General features: G+C 53.2%; 17 protein-coding genes and 1 riboswitch. Of the genes, 6 read left to right on the forward strand and 11 right to left on the reverse strand.

Annotated elements, in window-relative coordinates; translation table 11 throughout:
* Together fsa and gndA are read left to right on the forward strand one after the other, a co-directional pair.
* On the forward strand, positions 1 to 666 hold the full coding sequence (gene fsa, locus M3G15_RS01010; RefSeq protein WP_260069823.1) for a fructose-6-phosphate aldolase: 666 nt from the start codon (positions 1 to 3) through the stop codon (positions 664 to 666).
* Positions 667 to 714: 48 nt separating this feature from the next.
* Positions 715 to 2,127 (forward strand): NADP-dependent phosphogluconate dehydrogenase, encoded by a 1,413-nt coding sequence (gene gndA, locus M3G15_RS01015; protein WP_260069824.1) that lies wholly within the window; start codon positions 715 to 717, stop codon positions 2,125 to 2,127.
* A 40-nt stretch (positions 2,128 to 2,167) separates the two neighbouring features.
* On the opposite strand, the gene M3G15_RS01020 is transcribed toward gndA, so the two are convergent.
* Together M3G15_RS01020 and M3G15_RS01025 are read right to left on the reverse strand one after the other, a co-directional pair.
* Positions 2,168 to 3,586, reverse strand: coding sequence for a DHA2 family efflux MFS transporter permease subunit (locus tag M3G15_RS01020; protein ID WP_260069825.1), 1,419 nt, complete (start codon positions 3,584 to 3,586; stop codon positions 2,168 to 2,170).
* Between the two features lie 157 nt (positions 3,587 to 3,743).
* Entirely contained in the window at positions 3,744 to 4,226 is a 483-nt protein-coding gene (locus tag M3G15_RS01025) for a MarR family winged helix-turn-helix transcriptional regulator (RefSeq protein ID WP_009226092.1), read from the reverse strand.
* 157 nt (positions 4,227 to 4,383) lie between these two features.
* Between M3G15_RS01025 and M3G15_RS01030 the strand changes: the two genes are divergently transcribed.
* A complete protein-coding gene (locus M3G15_RS01030) occupies positions 4,384 to 5,058 on the forward strand; it encodes a uracil-DNA glycosylase (RefSeq protein ID WP_009226091.1) in 675 nt (224 codons plus the stop codon).
* Between the two features lie 158 nt (positions 5,059 to 5,216).
* Positions 5,217 to 5,888 carry a LysM peptidoglycan-binding domain-containing protein gene (locus M3G15_RS01035; RefSeq protein ID WP_260069826.1) on the forward strand — a complete coding sequence of 224 codons (672 nt, stop codon included), beginning with the start codon at positions 5,217 to 5,219 and terminating at the stop codon, positions 5,886 to 5,888.
* A gap of 83 nt (positions 5,889 to 5,971) precedes the next feature.
* Here M3G15_RS01035 and M3G15_RS01040 read toward each other — a convergent pair whose 3' ends face one another.
* The 3 genes from M3G15_RS01040 to M3G15_RS01050 all read right to left on the reverse strand — a co-directional run bounded on the left by M3G15_RS01040 (position 5,972) and on the right by M3G15_RS01050 (position 8,342).
* Complete coding sequence (locus M3G15_RS01040; protein WP_009226089.1) at positions 5,972 to 6,715, reverse strand: amino acid ABC transporter ATP-binding protein; 744 nt, start codon at positions 6,713 to 6,715, stop codon at positions 5,972 to 5,974.
* Between the two features lie 18 nt (positions 6,716 to 6,733).
* Positions 6,734 to 7,447 carry an amino acid ABC transporter permease gene (locus tag M3G15_RS01045; protein ID WP_036645970.1) on the reverse strand — a complete coding sequence of 238 codons (714 nt, stop codon included), beginning with the start codon at positions 7,445 to 7,447 and terminating at the stop codon, positions 6,734 to 6,736.
* Positions 7,448 to 7,517: 70 nt separating this feature from the next.
* Positions 7,518 to 8,342 (reverse strand): transporter substrate-binding domain-containing protein, encoded by an 825-nt coding sequence (locus M3G15_RS01050; protein WP_260069827.1) that lies wholly within the window; start codon positions 8,340 to 8,342, stop codon positions 7,518 to 7,520.
* Between the two features lie 119 nt (positions 8,343 to 8,461).
* A riboswitch (Lysine riboswitch) is annotated at positions 8,462 to 8,644 on the reverse strand.
* Between the two features lie 239 nt (positions 8,645 to 8,883).
* Between M3G15_RS01050 and speD the strand changes: the two genes are divergently transcribed.
* Positions 8,884 to 9,690, forward strand: coding sequence for an adenosylmethionine decarboxylase (gene speD, locus M3G15_RS01055; RefSeq protein ID WP_009226086.1), 807 nt, complete (start codon positions 8,884 to 8,886; stop codon positions 9,688 to 9,690).
* Positions 9,691 to 9,759: 69 nt separating this feature from the next.
* On the opposite strand, the gene M3G15_RS01060 is transcribed toward speD, so the two are convergent.
* The 5 genes from M3G15_RS01060 to M3G15_RS01080 form a co-directional block, all read right to left on the reverse strand.
* The gene (locus M3G15_RS01060; RefSeq protein ID WP_260069828.1) at positions 9,760 to 10,890 is read right to left on the reverse strand and encodes a metal ABC transporter substrate-binding protein; all 1,131 of its coding nucleotides are present in this window, start codon (positions 10,888 to 10,890) and stop codon (positions 9,760 to 9,762) included.
* Positions 10,891 to 10,915: 25 nt separating this feature from the next.
* Positions 10,916 to 11,809 (reverse strand): metal ABC transporter permease, encoded by an 894-nt coding sequence (locus M3G15_RS01065; protein WP_260069829.1) that lies wholly within the window; start codon positions 11,807 to 11,809, stop codon positions 10,916 to 10,918.
* A complete protein-coding gene (locus M3G15_RS01070; protein ID WP_009226083.1) occupies positions 11,755 to 12,462 on the reverse strand; it encodes a metal ABC transporter ATP-binding protein in 708 nt (235 codons plus the stop codon). Before M3G15_RS01070 ends, M3G15_RS01065 begins: the two co-directional genes overlap by 55 nt.
* A gap of 87 nt (positions 12,463 to 12,549) precedes the next feature.
* Complete coding sequence (gene rpmG, locus M3G15_RS01075) at positions 12,550 to 12,699, reverse strand: 50S ribosomal protein L33 (protein ID WP_009226082.1); 150 nt, start codon at positions 12,697 to 12,699, stop codon at positions 12,550 to 12,552.
* 26 nt (positions 12,700 to 12,725) lie between these two features.
* Positions 12,726 to 13,946 (reverse strand): GTP-binding protein, encoded by a 1,221-nt coding sequence (locus tag M3G15_RS01080; protein ID WP_260069830.1) that lies wholly within the window; start codon positions 13,944 to 13,946, stop codon positions 12,726 to 12,728.
* 216 nt (positions 13,947 to 14,162) lie between these two features.
* Between M3G15_RS01080 and M3G15_RS01085 the strand changes: the two genes are divergently transcribed.
* On the forward strand, positions 14,163 to 14,390 hold the full coding sequence (locus tag M3G15_RS01085) for a hypothetical protein (protein WP_009226080.1): 228 nt from the start codon (positions 14,163 to 14,165) through the stop codon (positions 14,388 to 14,390).
* A 176-nt stretch (positions 14,391 to 14,566) separates the two neighbouring features.
* On the opposite strand, the gene M3G15_RS01090 is transcribed toward M3G15_RS01085, so the two are convergent.
* Positions 14,567 to 14,974: a NusG domain II-containing protein gene (locus tag M3G15_RS01090; RefSeq protein ID WP_260069831.1), complete on the reverse strand. Its 408-nt coding sequence runs from the start codon at positions 14,972 to 14,974 to the stop codon at positions 14,567 to 14,569.
* Positions 14,975 to 15,112: the final 138 nt, after the last annotated feature.

Raw genomic sequence — 15,112 nt, forward strand, 5'->3', positions numbered from 1 at the left:
ATGAAATTTTTTGTTGACACGGCCAATCTGGAAGACATTAAAAAAGCCCATAAAATCGGTGTCTTATCCGGGGTGACAACCAATCCTTCCCTCGTCGCCAAAGAAGGCGTCAAGTTCGAGGACCGCATTGAGGAAATCTTGAAGGCCGTCCCCGACGTGGAGTCCGTTTCGGCGGAAGTCACGCCGGATGCAGTCACAGCCGAAGAGATGATTGCCCAAGCGGAAGAGCTGATCAAAATCAACAACCATGATCCACGAATCACGATTAAGCTGCCAATGACGCTGGCAGGTCTCGAAGCAACCAAATATTTGGCGCAAAAAGGTGTCGAGACCAACGTCACCTTGATCTTTACGGTCAACCAGGCTTTACTGGCCGCTCGTGCAGGCGCTACTTATGTATCGCCGTTCCTCGGCCGCTTGGACGACATTTCCGAAGACGGCGTGCAGCTAGTATCGAAAGTTGCGGAGCTGTTCCGTGTGCATACCCTGGATACGCAAATCATCGCCGCTTCTGTCCGCCATCCGGATCACGTTACCCGCGTAGCTTTAGCTGGAGCGCATATCGCTACTATTCCGTTCGCGGTCATCGAACAACTGGCCAAACATCCGCTGACGGATCAAGGGCTGGAGAAGTTCGCGGCCGATTGGAAGAAATCCGTAAAATAAGAGCTTTACCTCATAGATTAGAGAGGATAGGTTTGGAGGTAGGTATATATGAAAAAACAACAAATCGGCGTGATTGGTCTCGCCGTCATGGGCAAGAACCTCGCGCTTAACATCGAAAGCAAAGGCTTCTCCGTTGCATTGTATAATCGTTCGCCTGAGAAAACCAAAGAACTGCTGGAGGAAGCGCCGGGCAAAAATTTCGTTGGCACCTACAGCATCGAGGAATTTGTGCAATCGCTGGAAACGCCGCGTAAAATTCTAATTATGGTGAAAGCCGGCAAGCCAACCGACGACACGATCAACCAACTGGTCCCTTACCTTGAGAAAGGGGACATCTTGATCGACGGCGGGAACGCCCACTTCCCGGACACCCAGCGCCGCAACAAGCTGCTGGAAGCCCAAGGCATCCGCTTTATCGGCGCCGGCGTATCCGGCGGCGAGGAAGGCGCGCTGAAAGGCCCGGCGATCATGCCTGGCGGCCAACGGGACGCCTACGAATTGGTTGAGCCAATCTTGACGGCGATTTCGGCCAAAGTGAACGGCGATCCCTGCTCCACCTACATCGGCCCGGACGGTGCCGGCCACTACGTGAAAATGGTTCACAACGGGATCGAGTACGGGGATATGCAGCTAATCGGCGAAGCGTACCATTTGTTGAAGGATGTGCTGGGGCTGAGCGTTGATGAACTGCACAAGATTTTTACGGAATGGAATAGCGGTGAGCTGGACAGCTACCTGATCGAAATCACGGCAGACATCTTTGGCAAGAAGGATCCAGCTACCGGCAAACCGATGGTGGACGTGATCCTGGACTCCGCCGGCCAGAAAGGTACTGGCAAATGGACGAGCCAAAGCGCCCTCGATCTTGGCGTACCGCTGTCGATCATCACCGAGTCGGTGTTTGCCCGCTTCATCTCCGCAATGAAGAGCGAACGCGTGGCCGCCAGCAAACGGTTGAACGGTCCGGCCACCCAGCCGTATGACGGCGATAAGGAAGCATTCATTGAAGCGGTCCGCAAGGCGCTGTACGCCAGCAAGATCGCATCGTACGCCCAAGGCTTCGCGCAAATGCGTCTCGCTTCCGAGGAATATGGCTGGGATCTGAATTATGGCGCCATCGCCATGATCTTCCGCGGCGGTTGCATCATTCGGGCTCGCTTCCTGCAAAATATTAAAGATGCGTACGATCGCGACCCGAATCTGAAAAACCTGCTGCTCGACGATTACTTCAAGAATGTCGTCGAGAACTACCAAGACGCTTGGAGACAAGTGGTTGCCACTGCTGTAACCCGCGGCATTCCGGTACCGGCCTTCTCCTCCGCTCTGGCTTACTACGACAGCTACCGTTCCGAGCGGTTGCCTGCTAACCTGCTGCAAGCCCAACGCGACTACTTCGGCGCCCATACGTTCGAACGCGTTGACCAAGAAGGCACCTTCCATTTCCAATGGCTTGATAAATAAAGAATGAACTGAAGCCGCGAGGAGAACCTCGCGGCTTGTTTTATGCGCTCATCGCCCTCTTCTTATGGGTGAGGAACAGCCCGGGGATAAAAATCAGAATGAGGACGAGGGTGGAAACCAGGAATCCGGCGTGATAGCCCTTTAAGCTATTTGCCACCGTGGGTTGCAGGCCTTGGACGACTGTTGCAACAACAGTGGCGATCACCGCTGAGCCAAAGCTGGCACCCAGGTTCTCGATGATATTGATCCCAACGCCGGATTCCGAGAGCTGATGATCGTTTAGTCCCGTATAGGCGTCACTCGTTAACGGGAGATTAATGCCCCCGATGCTGGTTCCCCGAATAAACAAGACAAGGGAAATCCATACCATGCTCGTTTGATCAGTGATAAAGATCAGCGGAACGGACCCGATCAGCGATAGAATCAGGCTGACTATCACCACGTATTTCGCGCCAATCCGATCGATCATTTTGCCGATCAACGGACGGGTAACGAGCATCCCTAGGCCTTGGGGAATTAACGCAAGCGCAGCTTCAATGGCCGTGAAATGCCGGAAATTTTGAAAGAACAACGGCAAGATGAGCATCGGTCCCATAATGGCCATATTCGCCAGAAACAGTCCAACACTGGAAGCCAGAAAACTCCGATGCACAAACAGGTTCAAAGGGAGTACGGTTTGATTGTTCGTGAAACGGTTGTATGCGAAATAGATAACGGCTAAAGCAAGGCCGATGCCCACCCATAACAAAGTCTCGGGATTGTTAAACGAGGCATGGTCCGCCGCCTTTGTAATGCCATAGATCAAAGCAGCGCTCATGAAGGACAAGCAGGCGATCCCAATGACATCTAGTTTGCTGTCTCGGTTGAACGGCTCGAAGTTGGGGATTTTTCTCATCATCAGCGGTGCAGAGATCAGAACAATCAACACATTAATGAAAAAAATCCATTGCCAGGACGCCCATTGAACGATGAAGCCTCCGATGACCGGTCCCAGGATGGGGCCAAAAATCATCGGTGTGCTGACGATCGCCATCACTCGCCCCAGATAATCCGGCCCTGCGGTTTTGACTAGAAGCGTGAACATCAGCGTGGTAATGATCCCGGCGCTAAATCCTTGCACCAAGCGAAAAAATATAAAGCTGAAGACATTCCAACTGAAGCCGACAAAGACGGAGATAATGCCAAAAGCAACAACGGCGCCGACAAAAATCTTCTTCCCGTTAAATTGGTTCATCAGCCAGCCGGAGACCGGTACCGCCATCGCAAGGGCAAGCACATAACCAGTGATGGACCATTGAATAATATCCAGCGTCGTCTGAAAATCTTTGGTGAGGATATCGATCGCGATATTCACCATCGTTGAATCAAGCATAGGAGCAATGGCTCCAAGGGCAATTGCCCAGGCAGCCATGAGGATTTCTCTAGGTAACTCTCTTCCTTTCTCTTTTACGTTCTGCATGGGATTCTCCTCTCGGATGTTATTATAGTCATTTTGTTTCTGTGTCAACAAAAACATAACGTATTATTGTTTCCTTGTCAACAATTATCGAAACAAAAAAAAGCAGTCGCTCCTAATCGAGTGGACTGCCTGGAATTTAACTATGTGTTGTGCCAAATCACTTCCTGCTGATGTCGTGCAGGGAGATCCCTTGTTTCTTCATTTCCTCATCTAAGTGTCGGCTATATCGTTCAATAAAGTGCAGCATCTGATCAAATTGCTCCTCCGTCACCTGCTCAAATACGGCTTGATCGCGCGCTTGCAGTTCCTCATGCAACTCTTCGTGGATATCAAAAATGTTCTGACCTTGCGCGGTCAGTTTAAAATAGATTTCTTTCTTGTTGTCCGGCTTCTGATAGCTTTCGATCAGACCTTTGTCCATCAGCTTCTTCGTTAATTTCGTAATGGCTCCTCGCGTCATATAGAGGGTCTCAGCAAGCCGAGTCACATTGGGCTCCGCCTGCTTCCCAATCGCCTCGATACAATGGACTTCGGAAGGCTTAACCCCTTTCAGTCGGTCTTCTATTTTCATTTTATTGAGCCAGACCAGTTTATTAAATAAATTCCTGAATTCCAGGAGTACCTGTTCCTGCTTATTCATCGCCTGTCCTCCCGCCCGTTAGTACATTACCTCTATTATATTGAATTCTAGCACGGTGTTCCAAGCAAGCGAGCGCCTTCGCACGCGTCAAGGAGGAACTAGGCTCGCTGATGTCGAAGTCTACTTAAGCATTCTAGAACTTGCGAGGTGACTCGGCTTGACGATTCTTCACAATGATTGGGCCCCCTTCCTGGAGCCCGAATTCAAGAAACCGTACTATTTGCAGCTGCGCCAGTTTCTGGCGAATGAATACCGTACCCGAACGATTTATCCCGATATGTATGATATATTTAACGCGCTCCATTATACGTCCTTCGCCGACACCAAAGTGGTGATTCTCGGCCAGGATCCATACCACGGCCCAGGACAAGCACATGGGCTCAGCTTCTCCGTCAAACCGGGGGTCAAAGCTCCGCCTTCCCTGCAGAACATGTTCAAGGAACTGCGGGACGATTTGGGCTGCCGTATCCCTAACAACGGCTATTTGGTCCCATGGGCAAAGCAAGGCGTTCTGCTGCTCAACACCGTCCTGACCGTGCGGGCCGATACCCCGAACTCCCATAAGGACATCGGGTGGGAGACATTCACTGACAAGGTGATCGAAACGCTCAACCAGAAGCGGGAGCCGGTCGTGTTCCTGCTGTGGGGCAGCCATGCCCAGAAAAAAGCGGTCCTGATCACAAACCGCGAGCATCATTTGATCAAGTCACCGCACCCCAGCCCTTTGTCGGCTCATCGGGGATTTCTGGGCAGTCGGCCGTTTTCGCGGGCCAATCAATTTTTGCGCTCGAAAGGTTTAGCTGAAATCGATTGGCAGATTCCGGATTTGTAAGGAACTCAAACGATGCTGCGCACCAAGCCTCCGTCGATCCGCAATGCAGCCCCATTGATTGCCGAAGACAGCGGCCCGTCCGCAGCGAGATTCCAGTAACCGACGCCCAAGCATCGCATACGGTATAGGAAGAAGCCTAAACGAAAGGGGAAGTTCTATTGTTTAACTCCCATTATTATCGGCAATGCCCCGCAGAGCACTACCCCTACACGGTGCAGCCTGGGGATACGCTGAACATCATCGCGTTCCGGCTGGAATCAAGCGTCACGCGCATCTTAGCCGCGAACCCGGGCCTTGACCCGAACAACCTGCAAATCGGCCAGGTGATCTGCATCCCCTCCTGCCCGCCGAATCATGTGTCCCGCATCATCGAACGCGGCGATACGCTGTATCAGATCGCGCAGGAATACGGCGTTACCGTCGCCAGCATCCTGGAAGCGAACCCGGGAGTGGATCCGAACTCGCTGCGGGTGGGACAACGGCTCTGCATCCCGCAGATTGGCGGAGCTCCCGATGTGACCGGCCTGCGAGAAACGATCACCGCGATGCAAAGCGACATCAATATGCTAAAAGCGGATAGCAGCGTCCAGAAAACGCATGAGAGCAACTATGGCAACTCCACGCAGACGACCCGTGTTTCCCCCCGCGAGATCCGGTTTGAGATTGTGCCGGTAACGTTTGCCGGCGCGTACCGCGGTCATTTTACCGCCAGCCGCCGTTACCCTTACTACGTCGATGCCTCCATGGGCGGGAGACGCACGATCAACGTCAAGGATAACTTTGGGGTTTGGCATTCCTTCAATTACAAGGAGCAAACGCCGCGATCCTGATCGATGCCCGCACGAATGGGGACAAAAAAAGGCGGAGCCCAGATCTACATCCAGGTTCCGCCGCTATCTCCATTTGACTCGTCTTACCCTTCCCGATTTAACGTCCGCTTCAGGAACTCTCTCGTCCGCTCCTGCTTCGGTGCATTAAAGATCTGCTCTGGCGTTCCCTCTTCGGCGATGACCCCCTGGTCCATAAACACGACCCGATCGGACACCTCCCGAGCGAACTCCATCTCGTGGGTAACGACGATCATCGTTAGTCCAGAGTAGGCCAGCTCCTTCATAACCTTCAGCACCTCGCCCACCATCTCGGGATCCAGCGCCGAGGTCGGCTCGTCGAACAGCAGTACGTCCGGGTCCATCGACAAGGCGCGGGCGATGGCTACCCGCTGCTTTTGTCCGCCGGAGAGCTGTTTCGGTTTGGCATGAATGTATTGCTCCATCCCGACATCCCGCAAATATTTCATCGCGATTTCAGTCGCTTCTTCCTTGGAGCGCTTCAGCACCTTGACTTGTCCCACGACGCAGTTGCTCAGCGCGTCATGATTGTTGAACAGGTTAAACTGCTGAAACACCATCCCCAAATGCCGGCGGTACAACGAGGCCTTCTGCAGATCCTCCAAAATATTGTTGCCATTGTAGATAATCTCCCCGCCGCTCGGCTTCTCCAACAGATTGATGCAGCGGAGCAGCGTGGATTTGCCGGAACCGGAGGAGCCGATGATGCTGACGACTTCTCCTTTGCTGACCGACAGATTGATATCCTTAAGCACCTCGTGGGTACCAAAAAATTTGCTCAAATGCCGAATTTCGATTACCTTGTCCATCCTCACTCCTGCTTTCTGCTAGCGCTGCAGCGTATAGCTTTCGGGGCCGTCCAGCCTTTTTTCGATACGCTGTAAAATTTTCGTTACGGTTAACGTCATGATCAAATACAACACGCTGGCCACAAAGAACGATTCAAAGTACCGGAAGTTGTTCCCGGCAATCGACTTGGTCATAAAGTACAGTTCCGACACGGAAATGACGTTCAGCACCGAGGTATCCTTGATGTTAATAATAAATTGATTGCCCGTCGCCGGCAAAATATGGCGAATGACCTGCGGCAGCACCACGTTGCGCATCGTCTGCCAATGGGTCATCCCAATCGCATGGGCGGCTTCAAATTGCCCTTTGTCCACCGAATAGATGCCCCCGCGCACGATCTCGGCCATATAAGCTCCCGTATTAATGGAAACGATGAAGATCGCCGCAAACGTCCGGTCCATATCGTAATTGAACAGCAGGGACGATCCGTAAAAAATCGCCATCGCCTGAACGATCATCGGCGTTCCCCGGAAGCATTCAATGTAAATGGTCAGCAGGCCGTTAACGATCTTCAGCAGCCAGTGTTTGAGCCCGCGTTCCGGCACCGGAATGGTTCGGATCACGCCGGCCAGCAGACCAATCGCCGCACCGATCATCGTGCCGATGAGCGATATATATAACGTTACCCCGGCTCCACGCAAAAACATGGGCCAGTTATCGGTAATAATTTGGATGATCCACTCGTAAGTCATTTGATTTCCTCCCGCACCGCATAAAACCGACTGCAATCCCATTGCAGCCGGCTTATGTCCCGTGCTTTATTTAGTTCGCTGCAGGTTGGTTTTTAACCGCATCGTTCATAATCGCGGACCGTTCATCTTCGGAAATGCCCGCGAGAATTTCGTTGATTTTCGCCGTCAAGTCGCTGCCCTTCTCGAGCCCAACCGCGATGGCGGTGTCATCATCCGAGGTGGTGAAGCCGTCCTGGAATTCCACGTAAGCGAAATTGTCATTCGCGGTTGCGGCGCTGACGCCTTCCGGAAGCTCGGATACATAACCGTCAATCGTTCCGGATTCCAAGGCCACGCGCATTGCCGGGAAGTTATCCATCGCCGGTTGCTTGTTCACCCCGTTGATTTGGTCGATCACGGAATAGTGGAACGTATTCAGTTGGGCCGTAATTTTCGCGCCGCTGAAATCTTGGATCGAGGTAGCTCCTTCATAAGGGCCTCCCTTTTTCACCACCATAATCAGGTTCGATTTATAGTAGTTATCCGAGAAATCAATCGTCTTCTTACGCTCTTCGGTCGGGGACATCCCGGCAATAATGGCATCGATCTTACCGGAGGTCAACGCCGGAACCAGACCGTCCCATTCCGTCTTGACGATCACCAGCTTCTTGCCGAGGCCGTCGGCAATCTTCTTGGCGATTTCCACATCGTAGCCGCCCGCGTATTCGGAGCTGCCGTCAATCGGAACCGCGCCGTTGGAATCATCGTTTTGCGTCCAGTTAAACGGAGCGTACCCCGCTTCGAGCCCTACTTTAAACGTATTATCGTCTTTGCCGCCGGAGGAAGAGCCGCACCCTGCAAGGATCAGCACCGCCGACAATAACATGAGGATGGATAACGACCAGGTTTTTCTCATTTTTCTTCACTCTCCATACAAAATAATGAATCGATAAAAACAGAAACAAAAAAACGACTTCGGATACACACCGAGGCCGTTTGATGGGTTCATTTCCGTCCTGACACCCACTTTCCCCTCGACGAGATAGCGCAACTTGATAGATCGGGTCATCTACCAAGACAGTCCTGCAGCTATTAACTGCAGGCCCAGCAGCATACAGTGAGCCTGTATACCGCTTCGGCGACATTTCCTTCTCCCCGGGCTCATCGCCTGCTCAAGCTCCACCGAAGACTGTTAAATATCGCGCCTCTACCCCACCATTGCTAGAAAGTGAGGTCTAATTCAATTTGATTGTAGGATACAATATGAATGCTATTTCTGTCAAACTAACATAAGGTGGGAATCATAGGGAAGGAAGACATCTCCAGCAGATTCGATTCAGGACCCGAAAGACTAGACATCGATTCACCAGATGGGGATACAGCAGCAGCGGAACGTTTTATTTCCAGAAGAAAAGGGAATAACCAATAGGGTATACCTATGCTAAGGGGGATCTCTCATGAAGTTGACGCCGGAGCAGCGCATTCAGCTGCATGAGTTCAACAACCTGACCAAAACGTTAAGCTTTAATATGTACGATGTCTGTTACACCCGGACCAAACAGGAACGCGAAGCCTATATCGCCTATATCGACGACCAGTACAATTCCGACCGCCTGACGAAAATTCTCAGCACCGTCTCCGAAATTATTGGCGCTCATATTTTGAATATCGCGAACCAGGATTACGTTCCGCAGGGGGCCAGTGTAACAATGCTGATTTCTGAAGGCCCCGTGGTGGAGGTGCCCACCGAGTCGTTTGACGAATCGCCCGGACCGCTGCCAGAATCTGTGGTGATACAGCTCGACAAAAGCCACATCACCGTCCACACGTATCCTGAATACGATCCGAAAGAGAGCATCAGCACGTTCCGCGCCGACATCGACGTTTCGACCTGCGGGGAGATCTCGCCGCTGAAGGCGCTAAACTACCTGATCCATTCCTTCGAGGCGGACATCATGACCATCGATTACCGCGTGCGCGGTTTTACCCGCGACATTAACGGCCACAAGCTGTTCATCGACCACGATATCAGCTCGATCCAGAACTATATTCCCGATGAAGTGATCGAGAAGTATCAGATGATTGATGTTAATGTGTACCCGGAGCATATTTTTCACACGAAATGCAAGTTGAAGCAATTTGATTTAAACAACTATCTGTTTGGGTACACGAAGGACGATCTGTCTCCCGCAGAGCAAAAGCAGATTACCGAGATGCTGGTCACCGAAATGGATGAAATCTTCTATGGTAAAAACATTCGATAAAAAAGCAGCCCTTGCCTAATGTGGCTTTGGGCTGCTTTGCTTATGGAGCACATATCGTATCCAGTGAAGTTACTCGTTTAACGCAGCTTTCAAAGCTTCAAGATTTTGACGCATCAGCGACAGATAGTCCCGGCCAGCTGCTTCGTCTTCGGCCGTCAGTCCTTCGATCGGGTTCAGGACCGCTGTCTTCGCTCCAATTTCCCGGGCAATCGTCTCGGCTACTTTGGAAGAAACCAACGTCTCGAAGAAAATCGTCTTCACCTGATGCTCCTTGGCGAACTTCACGATCTCCGTCATCTGCACCGCTGACGGCTCCTGGTCAGGGGATAACCCGGCGATCGGCACTTGAGTCAGCCCGTACTCCTGAGCCAAATAACCAAATGCCGCATGTTGTGTGATAAAATCCTTGCGTTTCGCATTAGCGAACGCGTTGGCGAAATCTTGATCCAATTGCTCTAGCTGGGCAACGTATGCGTCGGCGTTTTGCTTATAGTTCGCGGCGTTCTCCGGGTCAGCCTTCGCCAAGGCGGCTTCAATGTTGCGAACCTCTTGGACTGCCAGCGCCGGTGACAACCAAACATGCGGGTCCAGCCCGCCGTGATCGTGGCCATGATCATGATCGGAGTCGTGAGCGGCTTCTCCAGCTTCGGCTTCATGATCTGCGTCGTGATCCGCAGCGTGATCTGCGTCATGCTCATCCCCGTCGGCATGCTCTTCTTCGGCTGCATGCTCCTCGTCATGCCCATGCTCCTCTTCTTCTCCGCCTTCCATCAGCGTAATCCCTTCACTGGTCTCAATGATCTCCGGCTTGCCGCCGGATGCAGAGGCCTCCACCTGCTCCAGCCAGCTTTCCATTCCGGCACCGTTTACGATAAGCAGATCGGATTCCGTCAGCTTCCGAATATCCTGAGGACTAGGCTCCCAATCGTGGGGTTCCACACCGCCGGGAACGAGCAACTCCACCGTCGCCAGATCGCCAGCCACCTGCTTCGTAAATTCGTAGATCGGGTAAAAGCTCGTTTGAATCCGCAACGGCTGTTTCGCATTCACCGCTTCGTTATTGCCTGCTGTCTTCTCTGCGGCATTCGCCGAATTGGCAGCATTCCCTGCGGGCTGTCCACCCCCGCCGCAACCGGCGATCACCAGCATCAAGCTCAGGGCCGCCGCAGTGGCGAACCTTTTCACATATTGTAAATTCATTCTCATCTCTCCCTTTGATTCCACACTAAATTCTTCCGCCTTCTTCCGACGGCAAGGTTATAGACTCCCCTTGGCTTCTCGCCGCCTGCCTCACGCTGCGCCCGTTCCTCCGAGCTAGGGATCCCCGTACCTTCTGCCCCGCGATGCCGGCTAATAAAAACAGCAGCAAAATCAACGCAATCGTCCCGCCGGGCGGCATATCCAAGTAATACGAAGCGGTTAGCCCGCTGAAGATCCCCGTTAGGCCGGAGGCAACTGCGATGACAATCGCTGCCGCAAACCCGCGGGCCAACCGCAGCGCCAGCGAGGCTGGCAACACGATCAGCGAGGACACCAACAGCACGCCAACAATTGGGATCGCCGCCGCCACCGCCATGCCGGTAAACACCGCGAAGGAGAACGACAGCCACTTCACCGGGATCCCGCTGATTCGAGCGGTTTCTTCGTCAAAAGTCAGGCTGTACAGCGGTCTTCGCAGCACGATGAAATACGCGGCGCCTAGCAAAGCGACGCCAGCCATCAACACCAGTTGTGTGTCGCTCACCGCGACGATCGAGCCAAACAGGTACGCGCTGAAGCTTTGGCTCAGGTTGCTTCGTAAGCTCATCAGCACGACGGCGAGTGCCAGCCCCGAAGTCATGACGATCGCAACCGGCATCTCGCTATACGCTCGGTAGCTCCGACGCAACTGCTCGATGAGCAGCCCGCCGAGGATGGCAGCGACAAAGCCGGCCAAGGCCGGGTTCCAGCCCAGCACAGCCCCGAGGGCTACACCAGCCAGCGAAACGTGGGACAACGTATCGGCCATCAGCGCCTGGCGCCGCAACATCAGGAAGACGCCGATGACCGGGGCGATGCTGCCGATCAAAGCGCCGGCCCAAAACGCACGCTGCATGAACGCGTAGTCAAGCATTGCCATTCCTCGCTTTCCTGTTGCTCCAGGGATATGATGCGGTCCAGATACGCCTCCGCTTCCTCCGGGCCGTGGGTCACCATGATCACCGTCAATCCGTGTTGGTCCGTCATGTGCCGCAGCAGCTGATAAAATCCTTGGCGGCTTTGCCGGTCCATGCCCGTCGTGGGTTCATCCAGAACCAGCACCCGAGGCTGCCCGGCCAAGGCTCGAGCAATGCAAATCCGCTGCTTCTGTCCGCCTGACAGCTCGCCGATTTTCCGGTATCGTTGCTCCCACATCCCCACTTGCTTCAAGCTGCGTTCGACGATCTGCTGCTCCTCTGCACCAAACCGGCGAAACAAACCGAGCCGGGGATAACACCCCGACTTCACCAGCTCCAGCACCCGGCTAGGGAACCCGCTGTTAAACGCGGCGACTTGCTGCGGGACGTAACCTACGTTCAGCCGGCCCTCCACCAACGCTTCCTCGTTGATTTTCACGCTCCCGCTCCACGGCTTCAGCAGACCGAGCAACAGCTTGAGCAGCGTCGTCTTGGCCGCACCGTTAGGTCCGGTAATGCCAACGAACTCGCCGGCATGGATTTCGAGGGACACCCCGTCAATGACCGGTTTGTCGCCATACCCAAACACGACGTTTTCCATCGAGGATAAAATCATGTTACCCCTTCTTCTCTAAAGCGTAATTTTTACGATTAACAAAGACGACAAATCGCCCTCCAACGGTACCAACTCTCCCAAGCTCAATTAGCGCGTCTCCCGATGAATCGTGTATTTACGCAGCCGAGGCGAGTATTTCCGCAGTTCCAGACGTTCGGGATGGGTCTTTTTATTTTTGGTTGTCGTATAGTTTCGATCCCCGCACTCCGTACAAGCTAATGTGATGACCACTCGCATGTCTATTCCTCCTCAAAAATTAGTCTTTAGTTGGCGCCCGCCAGCTCTTCCGCCGAAATCCACGGCAGCGGATTGGGGAAGTTCGCCCAATTCATCTGCATCTCTTCGTCGCTTAACAAGCAAGCATTAAGCTCCCGTTCAATCCCGGCGCGATCCATTCCAATGCCGATAAACACCAGTTCATTGATCCGGTCGCCCGTCACATCGTCCCATTTACGCCGCAGCTCCGGCTCTTCGTTAAACAGCTCCTCCCGCTCACGATCAGACAGTGAGGCTAGCCAATAACCAGCCGGACCAAATTGAATCGACGGCCCGGCCTGACTCAAATTCGCCGCCATATCGGACTCCGTTGCGATCCAAACGAGCCCTTTCGCCCGCACCACTTCCTCTGGCCACTGGCTCATAAACTGCGCCAATCGCTCTGGATGAAACGGCCGTCTCCGCCGGTACACAAACGAACCGATACCGTATTCCTCCGTTTCCGGCGTATGGTTTTCCAACTCCAGTTCCCGGATCCATCCGGCCGATTGGCTGGCTTTCTCGAAATCGAACAAGCCTGTGTTCAAAATTTCCTGCGGATCCACGCAGCCCATCGTGGAGCGGATAAACTTGGCGGTTGGCTGCAGTTTACGCAGGACACCCTCCAGTTCCTTCAACTCCTCCTCGTCTACCAGGTCGCATTTATTCAAAATGAAAATGTCGCAGGTCTCGATTTGATCGATCAACAAATCAACCACATCGCGATTGTCGCCTTCTCCTGCTTGCTGCCCTCGTTCCAGAAGTGTCTCTCCGGAGGAGAAATCATGCCAGAACCGGTAGGCGTCCACTACGGTAACCAGGCAGTCCAGCTTGGCGATCCCCGTCAAATCAATCCCTGTCTCGGCATCCGCATAAGTAAACGTTTGGGCGATTGGTACCGGTTCACTGATCCCTGTTGACTCGATTAATATGTAATCGAACCGCCCCTCCGCTGCCAGCTTCTGCACCTCTCTGAGCAAATCCTCGCGCAGCGTACAGCAAATGCAGCCGTTCGACAACTCCACCAGCTTCTCTTCCGTGCGTGACAAACTCCCGCCGGCGCTGATCAGCTCCGCATCGACGTTAATCTCGCTCATATCATTGACGATCACCGCCACCTTCAGCCCCTGGCGATTGCTCAAGACGTGGTTCAGCAGCGTTGTTTTGCCCGAACCCAAATATCCACACAGCACCGTAACGGGAATCGGGCGCGCAATATGTTCATTCATTTCGTTTCATCCCCTTTCGTATGCAAGACCAGATGCCCGCTCTGGTTTATTCGTAATTATTACGATTAACAATCAATACTATATCTTCCTTCCCTGGGCTTTGTCAACTATCGATACGAATCTGCGAACGAATCTATCAACTTCGTTCTGAAACGCCTTGGAAAATAATAGTATAATACTGCACTAGATCCTGATTTTGTCTAAAAGGAGTACGCCATGAATAAACAAGCCATCACCCGAATGCTGCCGATTCTTGTGCCGGCCGCTTTCGCGCTCGCCTGCCTGACGGTCCTATACCCGTCGCTGATTCGACAGGTCCCGCTTGACGAGCTGCAAACGTTCAAAACCAGCTTTCTCAGCATCTTGCTGGAAGCGCTGCCTTTCGTGCTGATCGGAGCGCGTTTGGGCTCGTGGTCACCTCCGACCAGCCGCTTGTTGAGCTGACTAAAGACAGCTGGCTTGAGGTGGAAGGAACCATTGAGCCGCAAACGCGGGAGGGCAAGGCGATCCTTACCGTTAACGCGGAGCGCATCCGAGAAATTCCAAGATCACAAACGACCCTACGTCTATCCTAGCGAGGATTCGGTGAAAGCATGGGAGGATCTGTCGGGGATGGAAAACTAGCGGATATAGGCGTCTACGCCGTTATCATCCGGGCCTGGAGCGCCGCTGCGGACGATCTCCACATACACACGGTTGGGCACACAGATGATCGTCTCGCCGGGCCGGGAGATGAAGCCCATCTGCATGGAGATTTTTTTCGGGCAGTCGGCGTACATCATTTGGATCCCCCCGTCAAAGACCTTTAGCGTATTGTTCCCGTATTTCGAGTGGATTTCGATGGTCTCCTCCCCGACGTCCAAGGGGACGCTGCGGTAGGATTTGCCGTCCACCTGGATTTCGGCGCGAAGCGTTGCCGGATCTACCGTCTCCCGGCTTTCCAGCACCTGGCGCAGGAAGAGCCACGTCGAACCCAACAAGACCAGAACAACGATCAGCAGGACGTCGCCCCGTTTCATTTTTAGCATATCGATCCATCCTATTCTTGGGTATTAAACGTAATCATTACGAATAAACATATCTTAGAAACTAGCGTTTTCTTTGTCAATGATCCACTTATCTCATGTTGATTGGCGATCTCCTTCCCGAGCGCATGATCGCGGAGG

The sequence above is a fragment of the Paenibacillus sp. p3-SID1389 genome (genome assembly GCF_025151705.1).
GTDB classification, from domain to species: Bacteria; Bacillota; Bacilli; order Paenibacillales; family Paenibacillaceae; genus Fontibacillus; species Fontibacillus phoenicis.